The organism is Corynebacterium sp. HMSC072A04 (genome assembly GCF_001809235.1).
In the GTDB taxonomy this organism is placed as follows: Bacteria; Actinomycetota; Actinomycetes; order Mycobacteriales; family Mycobacteriaceae; genus Corynebacterium; species Corynebacterium hiratae.
The window spans coordinates 1-17,687 of sequence record NZ_KV796763.1 but is presented as its reverse complement, the minus strand read 5'-3'; the positions used below and the strand labels follow the sequence as shown (position 1 = coordinate 17,687).

Sequence of the window (17,687 nt, the reverse complement as noted above, 5' to 3'; positions counted from 1 at the left end):
CTTCCGCACTAAATTGGCCTAAGTCAGGTTAAAAGGATCTGCGTCAGTCTCCCTTCGCGCTCACTGGCAGTGCACGCGACGGTTGTTTGGGATCCCCAGTGAGCGCGAAGGGTAGGGGAGCGCATTAAAAAAGAGGACCGAGTCAACCCGGTCCTCTTTTTATACGCCGTGCCGCAGTCGATGCGATTAAGAGCGCTTGGTGCCCTTTCGGCTCCACGACTGCTCAATGACAGCCTCGCCCTCCGTGCTGACTTCGATGGCAGAGCACCCGCCCTCGAAGTAGACGCGGGAGCTCATGGCCACCAAGCCGCCATCCACAAACACCTCAACGCTAGCGCCGTCTTGGATGACGGTAAGCGTGTCCGAATCGCCCTCCGCCAGTTGGGTCACCGCAGGAGCAGAGTCCTTGAAGTAGTGATCAAAGGCCTTCGACATGGAGCGATCCAGGCTGATCTCGGAGCCGGTGTGGCGGATGACAGCGGCGGCATCACCGTTACTGTCCTTCAGCGTGACGGTCACGGCGGAGCCTTCCGGAACCTCCAAAACACCAGTCCAGGATTGGGCATAATCGGAGAGCTTCACCGCATCCGGCAGACCCTCCGCCGGGGTCTGGTACAGCACACCGCCCTGCAGCGTGACCGCACGGGGCAGCGACAGGCTATTGGCCCAGCCCTCCGCCTCCCAGGATGGGTGCTTGGTGGCGTCGTCACCGCGACCGTTGCCGTTGAGCAGACCGAGGATGACCGCACGGTCGTAGCGGCGCTCTTGCGGAATCGTTCCGGTCGTGGTGTTGGTGTTGCGCGGGCGGGAGAAATCGTGGCCAAAGTCCACGCGCTGGAAACCCTTCGCCACGGTGAACACCGTGCCATCAAGGCGGCCCACGATATAGCCGGAAACATCGCGGCCCTCGCGCTCTAAGGTCACGAAGAGCACATCGTAGATTTCCCTATCGACCTCGTCGCGCAGGCGCACCAAGCGCGGCGAGACCACCGGCGGGATGGGGGAGGTAGCCGGAACCTCGCCCTCCTCAAAACCGGGGTCGCCGTCGAAGCTCAACGGCCCGAGGAGCGTCCAGGATTCGCCATCGGGGCTATCCAGGATCACCGGCACCGGCGCGTCCGAGTGCCCGGTCAGCGCAAGCATGAGCCAGCCATCGTGGCCTTCCTCGCGGTCCTCCTTGGCCCAATCTGGGACCACAGAGGGAGAGCGGAAGCGGTCGTGATTGGTGCTGGCTCCGACAGCCTCGCCGAAGCGGACGACATCCGGGTCGAGCGCCGTAGGGTCATCGGAGACGACGCATTCATCGGCGTAGTCGGTGTAACGCGCTAGGCGCACGCTCGTGCCCACCGAGGTCACCGAGGTGAAATACAAGTTGAGCGCGTCCTTACCCTCCGCGACGGAGCCAGCACGCAGCGACAGCTCTCCGCCTACGGGGGCGAGGACGTCGTCGCAGTCCAGCCACTCAAAAGCTGTTTCTTCGGACGTGGAATGGCCCCAGCGTGCGGGCTGGTCAGCCGCAGTCCGGTATTGGTGGAACAGGTGCCACGTGTTACCGTCGCGGACGATTCCCGCGGGGGCGTCGAGCAACCCGGTATCGGGAACGAAATGAAGTTCTGGGCGATGAGGCGGTTCGTTAAGAGTCACGGCAGTCCTTCCTACATCAACGAACGGTAAATGTCCACGGTCTGCTGCGCGATGGTAGCCCACGAGAAGTCATCAATCGCGCGCTGGCGACCGGCGCTGCCATAGCGCTGCGTCAGTTCCTTGTCCGCGGCCACTCGATTCACGGCGGCGGCGAGATCAGCCTCAAAGGTGGCTTCATCAGCGGCATCGTAATTGACCAAAACGCCGGTCTCACCATCCACGACGACCTCCGGGATGCCACCCACATTGGAGGCTACGACCGCGGTGCCGCAAGCCATGGCTTCGAGGTTAACAATGCCCAGCGGCTCATAGATCGACGGGCAGACGAACACATCGGCACCGGAATAGACCTGCTTAATCTCCTCGCGGGACAACATGTCCTTAACCCAGAACACACCATCGCGCTGCGAACGCAGCTCCTCCACGAGGGCTTCGGTCTCCGCCGCAATCTCCGGCGTATCCGGCGCGCCCGCACACAACACGAGCTGGATATCCTCATCAAAGCTCTGGGCCGCCTTGAGCAGGTGCTTCACGCCCTTCTGTCGGGTAATCCGGCCCACGAAGGCAACGACAGGACGCTGCTTGTCGACGCCCAACTTATCCAGCACCGCCGACTCACCCGGCTGCCACACCTGCGTATCGATGCCATTGAGGACCACATGCACCTTATCGGCGTCGATACGGGGGTAGGCATCCAAGATGGAATCTTTCATGCCGGCAGATACGGCGATGACGGCGTCGGCGTATTCCATCGCGTTCTTCTCCGACCAAGAGGAGACCTCATAACCGCCGCCCAGCTGCTCGCGCTTCCACGGGCGGTGCGGCTCGAGGGAGTGCGCGGTAACCACGTGGGGGATGTCGTACAAGCGGCTGGCGAGGTGCCCGCCAAGGCCCGTGTACCACGTGTGGGAGTGAGCCACATCGATATCGGAGGCGGCGTTGGTCATGCGCAGACCCGTAGACAGTGTCTGCAGCGCGGCGTTAGCATCCTTCAATGCGGGGTCAACGCCATGGACAAAGACGTCTTTCTCGTCACGCTCAGACCCCATGCAATGGACGGAGACATCGATGATCTCGCGCATGAAACGGGTGAGCTCTGCAACATGGACGCCAGCTCCACCGTAAATCTCAGGCGGATACTCCTTAGAAAAAATTCCGGCTCTCATACTCGCCAGAATACGGACATTCCGCAGCGCGCGCTAAACCTTCCTATCGCGCGCCTCGGGCGCGGCGCGCAGCGGCTTTGGGACGCAAACACGAAGGAAGCATGCAAGCGGGGTGAGGGAGGTTAAAGGGGGTAAAATCACGCAAACTTCTACTGCACGATGCGGAAAATGTCTATAAGTTGGGTGGTGTGAGAAGCCTTCCTAATGTCCTTGCCATTGTCCTTGCCGGCGGCGAGGGAAAGCGCCTCTTTCCGCTGACGGAAGACCGCGCTAAGCCCGCCGTTCCTTTCGGTGGTTCCTACCGCCTGATCGACTTCGTGCTGTCCAACCTCGTTAACGCCGGATACCTCAAGATTGCGGTGCTGACCCAGTACAAGTCCCACTCCTTGGACCGCCACATTTCCCAGGCATGGAACCTGTCTGGGCCGACCCCGCAGTACATCGCTTCCGTGCCAGCCCAGCAGCGCCGCGGTAAGCGTTGGTACAACGGTTCGGCCGATGCCATCTTGCAGTCGCTGAACCTGATTTATGACGAGAAGCCGGATTACGTGATCGTCTTCGGCGCCGACCACGTCTACCGCATGGACCCGGCCCAGATGGTGGAGGAGCACATCGCGACTGGTCTGGACTGTTCAGTGGCAGGCATCCGCGTCCCGCGCTCGGAGGCTTCTGCCTTTGGCTGCATCCAGGCGGATGGGATGGGCACGATTACGGAGTTCGTCGAGAAGCCTGCGAATCCCCCGGCCACCCCGGATGATCCGAACATGACCTACGCCTCCATGGGCAACTACGTCTTCACCACGCAGGCGCTTATTGACGCTTTGCTGGAAGACGAAAAGAATGAGGACTCCGCGCATGATATGGGCGGAAACATCATTCCTTATTTCGTGAAGCGCGAGCAGGCACACGTCTACGACTTCATGGCAAATGAGGTGCCCGGCTCCACGGAGCGTGACCATGGCTATTGGCGCGATGTCGGTACCATCGACTCCTTCTATGAGGCGCACATGGACATGATTTCTGTGCACCCCATTTTCAACTTGTACAACCGTTCGTGGCCGATTCACTCCACGGATGACTCGAACTTCCCGCCGGCGAAGTTCGTGCAGAACGGTATCGCGCAGTCCTCGATGGTGGCTCCGGGCTGCATTGTCTCCGGCGGTACGGTGCGCAACTCTGTGCTCTCCTCGGACGTGCACGTGGCCGATGGCGCGACGGTGGAAGGCTCCGTCATCCTGCCGGGCGTGCGCATTGGACGCGGCGCGGTGGTCCGCCACGCCATCCTGGACAAGAACGTGGTGGTCAGCGATGGTGCGATCATCGGCGTGGACCGCGAGCGCGATGAGGAGCGCTTCAAGGTTTCCGAAGGTGGCGTGGTCGTCGTGGGTAAGAACGTAAAGGTCTAAGCCGCGAGACAGCACAGTAGTTTAAGCGGGCGTGCGGGTGGATTGAAGTCCACTCCACGCCCGATTTTCGTGGCTTTGATGGCGCCGACGAGTCCCAGGCTGCTTCAGGAGCCTGCGCGACAACACACCCTTGCAACAGCACACCCTGCAACAACACGCGCGGCACAACCACACCTTGCACCAACACACCCTTCGCGCTCACCGAGCGCGCGCAGGCCGCTTGGCGAAGCCCCACGGTGAGCGCGAAGGGCGGGGGTGGGAACGGAGAAGGAGTAAAAGTGGGCGCAAAGAAGGACACCGGCGCCACAGGGCGGGGTTTGCTCGGAGACGTATCAGTGGCTAAACCAACGGTGTCCTAAATGACGAAAGTCTCCGAGCCGATCGAAAAACAGGCGATGGTTTTGGCAGATCGGGCAGTTTCAGAAGGCGGCTACAGCTTGGTAATGAGCGTCAGGCCCGCGCCGTAGGGCAGGCGCGTCACGGCCGCGCCCTCGAGGGAGCGGGCAACCTCGTCGGCCTCGCGGGCAGCGGCGGTGTCGCGGTCGGTGCGGGAGGGGTCGGCCACGGTGCCGTCGAGAAGCGCATTGGCCAGCACCAAAGTGCCGTGCTGGTGCAGCAGCGGCCAGGCGGCCTTGAGCAGTGCAGGCATATCGAGCGCTGGGACCTCGGCGTAGATCACCTGGTAGGTGTCATTAGCCAGACGGCCCATGATGTCGAGGGGGCGCGAGGGTAAGAAACGGCCGCGGCTGGGGGAGTAGCCGGCCTCGCGGAAGGTTCGCTTGGCGCTGGCCTGGTGCTCTGCCTCCGGATCGATGCAGGTGAGGATTCCGTTCTCCGGCATGCCGGCAAGCAGATAGAGGCCCACGACGGATGCTGCGGGAGTAATCGCCACCGCCTGTGGGCGCGAGGTGGTGCCGGATGAAACCGCCGCGAGCGTGGTGAGCAACTGGCCGGTTGCCTCATCCGGTGCTGGCAGGCCATACTCCTCCGCGTGGGCGCGGGCGCCGGCGAGAACCTCGGAGACCTCGCTGGTGGATTCGATGTAGGTTCGCATTGCGTCATAAGCCGTAGTAGTCACAAAAGAAAACCATAGTGAAATCACCGAGGTTGCGTGTTGAGAATCGCCCGTAACTCGCTGGCCCGTGTGACGCAAGAAGCGCATGTAAGCGTTGTGACGGATTCACAGGCTGCTCACAGGGCCGTGGCTGGAGTTTCGACGCGCACTATAGAAAGATATTCGGCATGACCACACAGCAGCGCGAGTTTGAGCACGCTCACCGTTCCACCGATTCCTCCGCCACTGGCAGCCATGATGCCAGCGCTGAAACTGAGAAGTTGACCGGAACCGCTGCGTTCGACGCCGGCCAAGCCGATATGCCTTCCTGGGGCGAACTCGTGGCTGAGCACGCCGATGATGTCTACCGCTTGGCTTACCGCCTTTCCGGCAACCAGCACGATGCCGAAGACCTCACCCAAGAGACCTTCATGCGCGTCTTCCGCTCCTTGGATAAGTACCAAGCGGGAACCTTTGGGGGCTGGCTGCACCGCATCACCACCAACCTCTTCCTGGACATGGTCCGCCACCGCTCCAAGATTCGCATGGAGGCCCTGCCGGAGGATTATGAACGCGTCCCCGGCACGGACATGACACCGGAGCAGGCCTATTCGGTAGCTAACCTGGATCCGGCGCTGCAGTCCGCGCTGGATAACCTCGCACCGGATTTCCGCGTGGCCGTCGTGCTCTGTGACGTCGTCGGCATGAGCTACGACGAAATCGCCGAAACCCTCGGCGTCAAGATGGGCACCGTGCGCTCCCGCATCCACCGCGGCCGCTCCCAGCTGCGTGCCGCTCTGGAGAAGGAAGCCGAGAGCAACGCAGACACCCGCAGCCTGCTGCGTACGCGCTAGACTGGGCAGCGTTTAAGTCTGAGACCGCGAGAATTCTGCCGCCTAGGGCAGAGGAGCGCGCACTGAGGTGAGGTGACGTTGAGGTGAAAGAAGAAGGACATAGCAGCGACGGCCAGTCCCTGAGTCTGTCCGGGTTCTTCACCGAGGCCCAAGCCAAAGTCCGCGATAAGGCAAAGGCCCGCGCTCAGCGGGCAGATACTATCGGCCATTTGGGGCCCGAGGCGGTCGTCGCTTTCGTCGACGGCGAGATGCCAGCCAAATATGCCCACCGCGTGCGCATCCACCTCGTGCACTGCCCAGAATGCCGCGCAGAAATTCACCACCAGCGCAATGCTGCCGAGTGGGTGCGCGAATGCAGCGTGGAATCCCACGTCAAGGCGCCGGACTCGCTCATGGCGAAGCTCGCGGGTATCGCTCATCAGGGCGTAGGGCCCGGGCCCGATGCGGAAGCGCCTGCGCACCAGCCACGTCAGGATTTCCTGGACAAGGTGGAGATGGTTGTGCGCGCCATCCGGCACAACCAGCGGGGCTAACAAGAGACCGAAGCCTTCCGCGCGCCCGTCACCCTGTCATCACTAGCGAAGTAGTTAAGATAGTTTCGTGTTTTCCTCAATTGGTTGGGTAGAGATCCTCGTCATCGTGCTGCTGGGTCTGGTGATCATCGGCCCCGAGCGCCTGCCCGGCGTGATTATGGACGTTCGCGCGGCTATCTACGCGGCGCGCAAGGCCATTGCGAACGCCAAGGCGGAGCTCAACGGTGAGATGAGCGGTCTCGGCGCGGAGTTCGATGACCTCCGGGTGCCCCTGAGCCAGGCGGCGGAGTGGACGCGCATGGGCCCGCGCGGGGTGATTACCAAGGCGCTTTTCGACGGCGACGATTCCGCCTGGGACGACTTCAACCCGAAGAAGATGGCTGAGGACATCAAGAAGAGCACCAGCCCGTATGAGCATGACGCGGAAGTAAACAACCAACCCGCGCATAACCAGCAGGGGCCGGCGCAGCCAGCGCCGGAGCAGAACACTGGCCGGCCGACCTTTGATTATTCGCAGGTCTATCCGGACCTTGACGCTGAGCAGCCGGCGGGGGAGAAGGCGGCTAAAACGACACAGCCCCCGCGCGGCGGAAATGCATCCACCGGCGAGGGCAGCTCCTCCTGGGAGGACGTCACCTAAGGGCTTTTAGCTCTTGCGGGTGACACCCAAGCCGAGCTTCTTGCCCACGAGAGAATCGGAGCGCACCGCAATGGAATCCGCCACCTTGTTGATGGCCTGGGTAGCGGGGGAGTCGGGCGCGGAAATAACGATGGGGGTTCCGGCATCGCCAGTCGCGCGCAGGCTCGGATCCAGCGGGATGCTGGCCAGCAGGGAAACCTCGTGGCCCAGCAGCATGCTGAGGCGCTCGGCCACTACTGTGCCGCCGCCGGAGCCGAAGATATCCATGGTGGAACCATCCGGCATGACCATCGCACCCATGTTCTCAATCACGCCGGCCACGCGCTGGCGCGTTTGCTGCGAGATGGAACCGGCGCGCTCGGCCACCTCGGCCGCGGCCGCCTGCGGGGTGGTCACAATCAACAGCTCCGCATTGGGGATGAGCTGGGCCACCGACAGGGCAACATCGCCGGTACCCGGCGGCAGGTCCAGCAGGAGCACGTCGAGGTCTCCCCAGAAGACGTCCGCGAGGAATTGCTGGAGGGCGCGGTGGAGCATCGGCCCGCGCCAGACCACCGGCGCGTTGCCCTCCACGAACTGGCCAATGGAAATGTGCTTGATGCCGTGGGAGATGGGGGGAAGCAGCATTTCGTCGTCAAGCACTGTGGGGCCCGCCGTGGAACCCAGCAGGCTGGGGACGGAGTGGCCGTAAATATCGGCGTCCACGATGCCCACCTTGAGCCCCTTGTTGACCAAGGCGGCGGCCAGGTTCACCGTGACGGAGGACTTGCCCACGCCACCCTTGCCGGAGGCCACCGCGAACACGCGGGTGGTGGACTCGGGCTTGGCAAAGGGGATCTCCGGCTCGGCCTGCCCGCCGCGCAGCTTCTGCTTGAGCTCCTTACGTTGCTCGTCGCTCATCGGCGTCATCGAGATGTTGATGTTGCCGACACCGTCGAGTTCCGCCACGGCCGCGCGGGTATTGGACTCGATGGTGCCCTTCATCGGGCAGCCGGCGATGGTGAGATAAAGCTCGATGTCCACGTCCGAGCCGGTGACGGTCACGGACTTCACCATGCCGAGCTCCGTGATGGGGCGGCCGATTTCTGGGTCATCGACGCGGGTGAGCGCGTCGCGAACGGAAGATTCAGTAATAGCGCTAGTCATAACGCGCATTAGTCTAGTCACTTGCTATCGGGGAGAGCCACACCGCCGTCTGGCCAGCGAGGTGTGTAAGATTCAGCCAGATGCTGCGGCCCAGCGCTGCGGACTGAGGACCCTGAAGAACAGCGACATGTGTGCTGCATGTCCGGTTGAATAGAAAGAATGCGCCTGATTCTGATGCCCCGCCTTATTGCACATTCCCGCACCTTCGCCCGCGTTGTTGGGGTGGCCTTGGTGGGGGTTGCGGGGGCGTCGTTAAGCGCCTGCTCTGGGTATGAACCCAAGCCGGATCCGAACCCAGTGAACTCGGCGCCTATCACCATCATGATTGACCCGACATCCCATGAGCAGCGCGTGCTGGCGGAGATCTACCGCCAGACCCTGCGCGATGAGGGACGCGCGGCTACCGTTTCTCAGAAGCCAAAGCTGGTGCGTCAAGGAGGGGAGCACATCAGCGGGGTCAGCACTAACGGCAACTTCTTCGTGGGCTGCACGGGTGAATTCTTAAGCGTCTACAACCCGGAGGAAGCCCGCGCGATTTCCAAGGACTACGTGGCTGCCAAGGAAGAGGGCACCAAGGACGTGGACTTTTTGGAGCGCACCCACGTCGCGCTCATGGCCTCGCTGCCCCCGGAGGTCTCCGTGGTGGAGCCCGCCGGTGCCGAAGGCTGCCCCAAGTCAAAGCCGGAGCTTCCACAGAATTACGTTGTGGTCTACCAAGACGGGCTATTCAACCGCGATGAAAAGCTGGAAGTTGCCTCCTTTACCAAGTTCCTCACCGCGCAGGACCTCGATGAAGTGGTGCAGGAAGTAGACGACTCCGAGGATTTTGAAGAGACCGTGCGCGCCTGGATGGAGGCCAACCTCATGCAGAACCTCAACGAGGAAGGTGACTCCAACTCTTCCGGCGGCTCGGATTTGGTCCACGAGGAATCCTAGGAGATACAAGCTAGGGGCGCAGTCCTCGGCGCCTGGGGGAACAACCTAGGACTGTATAAAACGGCGCTGGACACGCCCTGCTTGGCGACGTCTCGCCGCACCGCCCCACTCCCTACGTGTGGAAAACGATCAGTATCTCACAGAGTGGTCGATTCCAGGAAATCTATAATTCCCACGCGCTTGTGTACTTATTCTTAAAGATTCCAGGTAAAACCCTGTTTTTCTTGCGGGTTTATGTATAGGAGGGTACAATTTCTAGCGTTCACCTGCCTATTTCCTGTCAATCCTTAAACGAATTTGTGAGGAAATGCCTTGAGAAGCCGCCGCGGCTTTCGGGTTTCCACACTGTGGGGTGGGGCAGGGTACTGCATTTGAAAGGACCTAAGGAATGAATGCACCACGAAGTGGCTCGGCCCGTCGGCCCTCTTCCCGTAAAGGAGTAGCAGCACTTTCTGCTATTACACTCGCGCTGAGCGGCCTCAGCATCACCTCTTTTAATACTGTGGTCCCCGAGGCCACAGCAGCTTCTGGCTTTACCGGCGGCCTCCGCGGCAGCGACGGCAACGGCGCGGTAGAGCAGGACGCCCAGAAGGCCTCCGACCTGCCGGCCGGTTCGTGTGTTGTCGGCTCAAACGCTCAGAAGGGCAGCCAGGCTGGTTTCAGCTGGAACACCCAAGAACCGACTGGTGAGACCCCTTCGAAAACCCGGTGGGGTTTGAGCGTCGCCTTTGATAACTCGAAGGACCGCACGTTCGCTGATTGGGGCTTTACCAATTCAGGCAATATGGGCGCGTACCTCGACGCAGGCCAATTCCAGTCGATGAATGTCGGCCAGACGTTTCTTCCAGGCGAGGTAGTCACGCACAAGGCCGACGAATTCCTCGCTATTACCCCTTCTAGGGCACAGCGAAACCTGAACCTCAACGCGGAACTGACCGATGCGAAAGTCAAGCAGTTCGCTGAGGCCACCGCCGCCAACCCGGTACGTTACGCCTGGCAGGGTAACTATAAGCAGGAAAATCCCGACCCAAGGACTAGGGCCACCCGGGGAGAATCTGCAGGCTTTACGGCCGTCGTGAACCCGTGGCCGAGTGAGAACATCGAATGTAACCCGATCACGGTCTCGTGGAAGAACCAGGAGAAGCTGGTCATCAGGCCGGGCGAGGTGCTCGAGGTCGGCAAGATCAACGTTCCTGCTGTTACTGGTGGCGGCACGGATGACTCCATGTCCCGCATGGTCGTGGAGGCTTTCGACTCGCAAGGTAACTTTATCGGCACGAGTGACCCCGACGCGTCCGCTGAAGACAAGCGCCTGACTATTGACGCTGACGGCACCATCAAGTACACCATGCCGAAGTACAAGGGCACGAAGCTGAGCGATCAGCAGGGCATGCGCTTCAGTGTGCTGGCCAAGCCGCGTACGGTTACACAGCTCCAGGACGCTGCTAAGAGCAACAATGAGTTTCTCGAGCATGATGGAGCCTTCGAAAGCTCGAACTCGCTAACGCGCTATAACAAGCCGAACGTTATCGGGAACCACCAGTGGAGCTTCGACGACACCCAGTTCCACGATCCGGAGTATTCTCCGGTCCAGCAATCGGTGACCTCTGGTGTTGATAAGACTACTAATACAGTTGTGACTGGGCGCCAGACGCTGACCTATAAGCAGGTTGGTGACAAGATCGCTGATTTGGTGAGGAAGCGTGAGGACGGCGGCGTTGAAGCCGAGGTCAAGCTTGATAAGCGCTATGTCTACCAGGGCTGGGACGCCAAGTTAGATCCAAACACCTATGACGTCACCGTCACGACACCTGCCAACCCGCTCCCGGGTACCTTTGCGCAGCCCCAGGTCATTGTCACCTATTCCAATGGTTCGCGGGATATTATCCCGCTGCTCGCAGTTATTGATCCGAACAATACCCAGGTGACGGAACTTGCTGTCAGAGGAACCGTCGAGGGCCCAGCTGGTAAAGTACTCGTTTCAGAGCTTGATTTAAAGCCCAGCTTTGAGGGATACGACCCAGTCCGGCCCAAGTCTTTTGATGTTGACCCTGCGTCCGTTCCGGAAGGATGGAAAGTAACGGTCGATGATGATGGAACTGTAAAGGTCAAGGCGACGTCGCCGGAAGCTGCTAAGAACAACACTAAGATTTTGCCGAGGGTTATCGCTACCTACCCAGATGGGACGACCGATACCGTTGAGGTTCCCTTCCAGATCGTCAATGCGATCAAGGTTCCGGACTACACCGCGGAATCCGGCCACATAAATGAAACGGTTACGCTTCAGCCGACCTTGCCGGAGATTGGCTTGGGCGGTCGCGCCGATGACGAGAAGCCCAATCGCTATACTTTCCCAGACGGTTCTTTGGAGTACAAATATGGTGACTGGACAGTCACTATCGACGAGAATACTGGTGAGCTGACTTCGACGATTCCGGAAACAGCTATACCTGGCGCGCGACTAACCATCCCAGTGAAGGCTTACTACGCTACGGGCGCTACCCCACAGGTGGTGACCGGAACCATCAACGTTATTGGTGATGGTTCCGGTAAGGACTTCGCTTCCTACCCTGCGCAGGTGACTAAGGCAGGGGAGAAGGCGACTTCGGATATCGATACGATGTTGTCCGATCCGAAGCTCGCTAAGTACAAGTTGCCTGATAACTTGCCGCAGGACTGGGAGTTCGGCATTGATGAGAAGGGTACGGTTACCGCAACCCCGAATGCGACAGTGGAGAATGGTACGACTGTCACCGTCAATGTAGAAGTAACCTACCCGGATGGTTCCACCGCTACTGTTCCGGCAGAGTTTACGGTCATCGATGCCTACGCGCGTACGAATGATCCCTTGTATCCGACGGTTAGTGGTCAACCCGGTACATTAGTGGTTAGCCAGGTGGATCGTACTAACCTGTACGATGCTGCTGAACCGAAGTTTTCCATTATTACGGATCCGAATGACCCGGATTATATTGATCCACCCCGCAACCTGAAATGGGAAGATGTGAAGATTGACCCGGTTACGGGTGTCATCACCACTCCGATCAGCAAGTTTGCTCTGCCTGGAACCTCTGCGGATATCCCTGTTCGTGTCACATACAAAGACGGTTCGACTGATAAGACGATTGCCACAGTCGTCGTTAAGGCGGAAGTACGGCAGGTCTATGAGGCACAGTACTTGCTGCAAAACACCACGCCTGGTGGAACAATTAAGTCCGAGATTACGGAAGTAACGAGGATTCCTGAACGCGACCTCGCTAAGGATCCTTCGAAGCGTTTCCAGGTGCCCTCAGACTTCAATGGATGGAAGGTCAGCGTCGACGAAAACGGTGTCGTCACCGCCACCGCACCGAAGGACGCTCGACCTGGTGACGGCGTGAGTATCCCTGTTACCGTCACTTACTATGACGGCTCCACCGACACGGTCTATGCACCGTTTAATGTCAAGGAGAACCAGAAGGACATCAGCGAGCCTACATACCCGGTCGAATCAACCAAGCCAGGCACCGAGGTGAAGCGTTCCGTTAACCGGGACGGTGCGCCGAACGGTACGACCTTCTCCTTCGGCTTGGACGGCGACAAGCCGAAAACTGAGGACACCGTTGACGGGTGGACCTACAAGATCGATCCGAAGACCGGTGAGGTTTCCGTAACCCCGCCCGCTGACTCTAAGCCGGGTGACAAGCACGTACACAACGTCACGGTGACGTACCCCGATGGTTCGACCGACGAGACTCCAGTAACCACTGTGGTGAACTTGACTCAGAACTTCGAGGTCGATCCAACCTACCCGCCGGAGACTACGTTCCCTGGTGAGACGGTTACTTCTCCGCTCACTATTGAGCTGCCTGAAGGTATTACCGTGGCGCCGGATCAGCCGTACAAGATCACTCCGGCTGATGGCTACACTGCAACCGGGGATAAAAACGAGTTTGGTAATCCGACGTACACGGTTACGACGGCCAACGGCAATTGGCTGGTCGGCCTGGATGACAAGGGCAACGTAATTGCTACTGCACCTAAGACCGCGAAGCCGGGTGACTCTATCAAGGTTCCGGTCACGGTTACCTACTCCGACGGTTCCACCGATCGGATTTATGCACCGATCAACATCCAGGATGCCCCGACGCGCGAGGTGCCGTTCGATGTTGAGTACAAGTTCGATGACACCGTCCCGCAGGGCACCTACAAGGTCGAAACCGAAGGTGTTCCAGGCACAGAGGTACAGGACCGAAAGGGCAAGTGGTCGCAGACCAAGGCTCCGGTCAATGAGGTCGTCGTCATTGGTACCAAGCCTGCAAAGGCTACCGATGAAATGACTTGGAAGATGTCTACTGGTTTCGACACCATCATGCGTCCGAACTCGGCACTCAAGCCGGGTGAGGTGAAGGTTGTTCAGGAGGGCGAAGCTGGCGAGCGCACCATCACTGCGAAATTCGACGCCACCCTTGAGCCGGGCGGTGTTCCAACGGTGAAGACCACGTCGGATACCGTGACCAAGGATCCGAAGCCACGCATTGTGGAGTACGGCCCGCGCCTTGAGGATCAGGAACTGGTTTTCACTGACAAGAACCGCATCCCGTTCGAGACTGAGATCATTTATGACGACACTCTTAAGGCTGGCGAGCAGGTCGTTAAACAGAAGGGTGAAGAAGGCGAAGAGACCGTTACGACTAAGCAGAAGCTTGTCGACGGAATACCTTCCGGTGATCCGGTAGTCACCAAGGAACGGACTAAGGCTCCGGTCAAGCAGATCATCCGCGTTGGTGGCAAGACCACTGGTGAGAACGTCGAAACCTTCAAGACGGAAGCTCCGTTCAAGGTCGTCATCAAGTACGACCCGAACATGCCTGCTGGTGAGTCCAAGGTGACGACGCCAGGTGTTCCGGGTGAGAAGACGGTGACGATCAAGCGCAACATCACCAACTCGAACCCGGACAGTGAGCCGACGGTCTCTGAAGAGATCACGAAGCAGCCTGTCGACGAGGTCATCACCGTTGGTACCAAGCAGGCCACTGCGACCGATACGGTCGAGTGGAAGGAGCCGATTCCATTCGGCACGACTCTGCGTCCGAACCCTGACCTCGCTCCGGGTGAGACTAGGGTGGTTCAGGAAGGCAAGAACGGCGAGGCTTCCTATGCTGCAGTCTTTACCAGCACCAACGGTGAAGCACAGGTTAAGGAAGTCAAGGCCCGCACTGAACCTGTCGAGCGCATCGTCGAGTACGGCCCGAAGGCTGAAGACACCTCTGTGGTAACCAAGACTGAGAAGCCGGTGCCGTTCGAGACGAAGATTACCGCGGACCCGAACTTGGAGGCAGGCAAGCAGGTCGTCGACAAGCAGGGTGAGCTCGGCACTGATGTCGAGACCTCTACTCAGAAGATCGTGGATGGCAAGCCTTTCGGCGAGCCGACCGTGACGACTGAGCGCACCAAGGAGCCGGTTGCGGCCGAGATTCGTGTGGGTACCAAGACCGAGGGCTCTCATGAGACAGTGACCGAGGTTGACGTTCCATTCGAAACCGAGATTCAGTTCGACGACACCATGGAGGCCGGCACCCAGGAAACGGTTCAAGAAGGTAAGCCGGGCAAGGACAAGGTAACGACGACTCAGAAGATTGAGAACTCGAATGTTGTCGGTACCGAGACCAAGACCGAGCGCGTGACCGAGCCTGTCAAGAAGATCATCAAGGTCGGCACTAAGGGCAAGACCACGTCCAAGACCATCGAGTGGACCGAAAACACCCCATTCGAAGTTGAGGTTCGGGTTAACCCTGAACTCAAGCCGGGTGAGACCAAGGTCGTCCAAGAAGGAAAGCCGGGCGCGATCAAGCACACCGTCAACGTGAAGTCTGAGAATGGTGAAATCACTACTGAAGATTCCACGGAGGTCGTCAGCGAGCCGACCAAGCGCATCATCGAGGTCGGGTCTGCCCCGACGCAGACTGAGCTGACCGATAAGCACAAGGAGAGCATCCCGTTCGATACTCTCGTTGAGACTGACCCGAACCTCGAGGCTGGAAAGGTCGTTGAGGAGCAACCTGGTTCCTTCGGAGAGAAGGAGATCACCAAGGTCTGGAAGCTGGAGAACGGTGTTCCTGTCGGTGGCCCGGAGACCAACGAGAATGTGACCAAGGAACCGACGCCACGCAAGCTGCGCATCGGTACCAAGGCCGTCACGGAGACCTCTAAGGTCACCACGACGGAGAAGGTTACCGAGACCAGCAACACCACCACGACGGTGACGGAGAAGGAGCCGGCCCCGTACCCGGATCCGGAACTGGAGCGCTCCTTCTACGGTGTTGAGCTGGTTAAGCCTGGCCAGTCTGAGTCTCAGGACGTAAAGAAGCACACGGACGGCAACACCTATGAGGTGCCATCGGACGTGGACGGCTGGACCGTCTCCGTTGACGAGAACGGCCGGGTGACGGCAACTGCACCGTCGACGGCGAAGTCCGGCGACTACATCGAGGTTCCGGTAACGGTGACCCCGAAGGGCGGCAAGCCGTACGTCACCAACGCTGTCTTCATCGTGAAGGAAGACCCGCAGGATGAGCCCACGGAGCCGACCGAGCCGACTGAACCAGATGATCCCGAGCTGATCCCGGCACCGACCTACAACCCGGATGTCATCAAGGCCGGCGATACCAAGAAGGTTGGAATCAACTACGGCCACACTGAGGGCAACACCTACGAGTTGGGTGAGATTCCGGCTGGTTGGACCGTGACCATTGATGAGTCCACGGGTGAGCTGACGGTTACTCCGCCGGCTGATACCCCAAGCGGCACCATCAAGGAGATTCCGGTCAAGGTGACCACGAAGAACGGTGATGTCTTCAACGTGAAGACTGTTATCGGTGTCGTTAGCGATAACTGTGGCTGTGGCCCAGTTGAGCCGACGGAACCAACCGAACCAACGGATGAACCGACCGAAGAACCCACGGACGACCCGACCAAGCCGACCGAGCCGACGGACGACCCGACCAAGCCGACCGAGCCGACGGACGAGCCGAGCGCAAGTCCAACGACGACGGTGACGGTCACCACGACGGTCAATCCGTCTGAGCCCGAGCCATCCGAGGATCCCTCGGAGCCTCAGCCGACTTCTGAAACCCCAACGCCGACGCCTTCTGATAGTGGCACTACGACGGTAACTGTCACTGAGACAAAGGAGTCTCCGGAGCCGAAGCCGAGTGAGGAGCCAGAACCCTCTGGTACCGCAAAGCCGACGACGTCCAACACGGCTAAGCCGACCACCACGGTAACGGTGACTGAGGATCCGTCTCGTCCGAAGCCGTCGGAGGAGCCGACCACAGACAAGCCGAAGCCGTCAGAGGACCCGACTGTAACGGTGACTGTGACAGAGACCAAGGGCACGCCGGAACCGAAGCCGACCGACGAGTCGACGACTCCGTTGGTTCCGACTGAACCGACGGATCCGACTCAGCCGAACGAGCCAAATGAGCCGAACGAGCCAGGTGAGCCGGGAGAGCCGGGCAAGCCAGGTGAGCCTAACGAGCCTCGTATACCTGAGCTCGGTGGGTTGTGGCCGCTGCTCATTCCGCTGGTTCTTGTGCCGCCGGTCTTGAGTCACTTCTTCAAGCCGCCGCATGATCCTGCACTGCCGCAGAAGCCGTTTGAGCCGCTGAAGCCGCTGGATCCGAAGGCCCCGGCCCCTGGCGAGGCCCCGCAGCCGCAGGCACCAGGTGAGGCTCCGAATCAGCCGCAGGCACCAGGTGAGGCAGCACAGCCGAGTGCTGTGGAGTCCAACAACAATGCTCAGCCGAGCCAGAGCGACAATACCACTCGCTCTACTAGCTCGCCCTCGAGCACGAAGGACTCCAAGAAGAGCTCCTCTTCTAGAGCCCTGGCGAATACCGGTGCAAATATCCTGTGGCTACTTGCCGCAGCATGGGCACTGATTGCTGGAGCAGTACTGCTTCTGCGTCCTGGTCGCCGCAAGGAGTCCTAGTCCGCTAGGAAGCGTCAGGGCCGGGCTGGCCCTGAAGACACGGTTTACTAAGCCGTGAATGAAACGCCCGAGCATAAGCTCGGGCGTTTCTCTTTTTGCCTAGTTCATTGCGGTGGTTCGATTTCGTTGTTGAGAGCCAATGCGGTGTATTAGGGCAGAGCCCAGACTGTGCGGCAGGGAAACGGCGGATACCGTCTTGATTGACCCGGTGACGTCGTTCGCTCACCTCAGAAACGGCTTAACTAGCGGCGCGCGTCGTTATGTGTGACTGCAATCGCGGTCTTCGTTGCTTCACCTGTGGCATCCCGTTGTTGCGACCGGCTATTTGGTAGCAGT

Annotated in this window: 10 protein-coding genes; 6 read left to right on the top strand and 4 right to left on the bottom strand. The window is 59.9% G+C overall.

Features of this window, described 5'->3' with window-relative positions; translation table 11 throughout:
• Nucleotides 1–186: 186 nt before the first annotated feature.
• Both HMPREF2565_RS03885 and glgA read right to left on the bottom strand, forming a co-directional pair.
• A complete protein-coding gene (locus HMPREF2565_RS03885; RefSeq protein WP_049154389.1) occupies nt 187–1,644 on the bottom strand; it encodes a GH32 C-terminal domain-containing protein in 1,458 nt (485 codons plus the stop codon).
• Nucleotides 1,645–1,655: 11 nt separating this feature from the next.
• A complete protein-coding gene (gene glgA, locus HMPREF2565_RS03880; RefSeq protein ID WP_071406887.1) occupies nt 1,656–2,810 on the bottom strand; it encodes a glycogen synthase in 1,155 nt (384 codons plus the stop codon).
• A gap of 188 nt (nt 2,811–2,998) precedes the next feature.
• Between glgA and glgC the strand changes: the two genes are divergently transcribed.
• Nucleotides 2,999–4,216: a glucose-1-phosphate adenylyltransferase gene (glgC, locus tag HMPREF2565_RS03875; protein WP_046648300.1), complete on the top strand. Its 1,218-nt coding sequence runs from the start codon at nt 2,999–3,001 to the stop codon at nt 4,214–4,216.
• A 430-nt stretch (nt 4,217–4,646) separates the two neighbouring features.
• On the opposite strand, the gene HMPREF2565_RS03870 is transcribed toward glgC, so the two are convergent.
• Entirely contained in the window at nt 4,647–5,294 is a 648-nt protein-coding gene (locus tag HMPREF2565_RS03870; protein ID WP_046648301.1) for an O-methyltransferase, read from the bottom strand.
• Nucleotides 5,295–5,458: 164 nt separating this feature from the next.
• Between HMPREF2565_RS03870 and sigE the strand changes: the two genes are divergently transcribed.
• From sigE to HMPREF2565_RS03855, 3 genes are all read left to right on the top strand, one after another.
• The gene (sigE, locus tag HMPREF2565_RS03865; RefSeq protein WP_070516829.1) at nt 5,459–6,124 is read left to right on the top strand and encodes an RNA polymerase sigma factor SigE; all 666 of its coding nucleotides are present in this window, start codon (nt 5,459–5,461) and stop codon (nt 6,122–6,124) included.
• 83 nt (nt 6,125–6,207) lie between these two features.
• Nucleotides 6,208–6,657, top strand: coding sequence for an anti-sigma factor family protein (locus HMPREF2565_RS03860; RefSeq protein ID WP_049154393.1), 450 nt, complete (start codon nt 6,208–6,210; stop codon nt 6,655–6,657).
• 67 nt (nt 6,658–6,724) lie between these two features.
• Nucleotides 6,725–7,297, top strand: coding sequence for a twin-arginine translocase TatA/TatE family subunit (locus HMPREF2565_RS03855; protein ID WP_046648304.1), 573 nt, complete (start codon nt 6,725–6,727; stop codon nt 7,295–7,297).
• Between the two features lie 6 nt (nt 7,298–7,303).
• Here the strand turns inward: HMPREF2565_RS03855 and HMPREF2565_RS03850 are convergent, their stop codons facing one another.
• Complete coding sequence (locus tag HMPREF2565_RS03850; protein ID WP_210385877.1) at nt 7,304–8,443, bottom strand: Mrp/NBP35 family ATP-binding protein; 1,140 nt, start codon at nt 8,441–8,443, stop codon at nt 7,304–7,306.
• Between the two features lie 159 nt (nt 8,444–8,602).
• Between HMPREF2565_RS03850 and HMPREF2565_RS03845 the strand changes: the two genes are divergently transcribed.
• Entirely contained in the window at nt 8,603–9,379 is a 777-nt protein-coding gene (locus HMPREF2565_RS03845) for a hypothetical protein (RefSeq protein WP_071406885.1), read from the top strand.
• A 388-nt stretch (nt 9,380–9,767) separates the two neighbouring features.
• Nucleotides 9,768–17,351 (top strand): G5 domain-containing protein, encoded by a 7,584-nt coding sequence (locus tag HMPREF2565_RS03840; protein WP_071406884.1) that lies wholly within the window; start codon nt 9,768–9,770, stop codon nt 17,349–17,351.
• The last annotated feature ends 336 nt before the right edge of the window (nt 17,352–17,687 follow it).

Bases quoted from the DNA above. Each gene is read 5' to 3' on its own strand.
- glgA (WP_071406887.1), bottom strand. From the start codon at position 2,810: ATGAGAGCCGGAATTTTTTCTAAGGAGTATCCGCCTGAGATTTACGGT.
- sigE (WP_070516829.1), top strand. From the start codon at position 5,459: ATGACCACACAGCAGCGCGAGTTTGAGCACGCTCACCGTTCCACCGAT.
- HMPREF2565_RS03850 (WP_210385877.1), bottom strand. From the start codon at position 8,443: ATGACTAGCGCTATTACTGAATCTTCCGTTCGCGACGCGCTCACCCGC.
- HMPREF2565_RS03840 (WP_071406884.1), top strand. From the start codon at position 9,768: ATGAATGCACCACGAAGTGGCTCGGCCCGTCGGCCCTCTTCCCGTAAA.
- HMPREF2565_RS03845 (WP_071406885.1), top strand. From the start codon at position 8,603: ATGCGCCTGATTCTGATGCCCCGCCTTATTGCACATTCCCGCACCTTC.